Raw genomic sequence first — 426 nt, 5'->3', positions numbered from 1 at the left:
CCCTGCTCGCCCGCATGAGCCTGGCCGAGTCGCCGATATTGCTGCTGGACGAACCCCACGCCGCCCTCGACGAAGACGGCCAGGCGCTGTGCTGGAAACACATCCACGCCTGGCACGACGCAGGCCGCACGGTGGTCGTGGTGTGCCATGACCTCGGCTCCGTACGCCAACACACCCAGCAAGTGGTGCAGATCAAAAGCAGTGGCTGCGTGTTCGGCTCCAGCAAAGAACTGATCCGCCCGCAGCCGCAAATGCAGGTGGCCTGATGCACTTCGCCGCCCACCTGTGGATGCCGTTTCTCGATTTCGTTTTCATGCGCCGCGCGCTCGTCGGCGGTCTGGTATTGGCATGCAGCACGGCGCCGCTCGGGGTGTTCCTGATCCTGCGCCGCATGAGCCTGATCGGTGACGCGGTGTCCCACGGCAT

1 protein-coding gene and 1 pseudogene are annotated in these 426 nt (G+C 65.0%); both read left to right on the top strand.

The features are described from left to right. A pseudogene (locus HX846_RS37150) lies at positions 1 to 266 on the top strand (manganese ABC transporter ATP-binding protein); the annotation flags it as partial. Continuing rightward, positions 266 to 426: metal ABC transporter permease (locus tag HX846_RS37145; protein WP_178967456.1), on the top strand; the 161-nt coding region annotated here is incomplete at its 3' end. The pseudogene HX846_RS37150 and the gene HX846_RS37145, both read left to right, overlap by 1 nt.

Origin of the sequence: Pseudomonas sp. K5002, assembly GCF_013386655.1 — a bacterium.
Taxonomy (GTDB): domain Bacteria; phylum Pseudomonadota; class Gammaproteobacteria; order Pseudomonadales; family Pseudomonadaceae; genus Aquipseudomonas.
The sequence above is the reverse complement of the archived record's forward strand: the minus strand, read 5'-3'. Positions and strand labels throughout refer to the sequence as shown.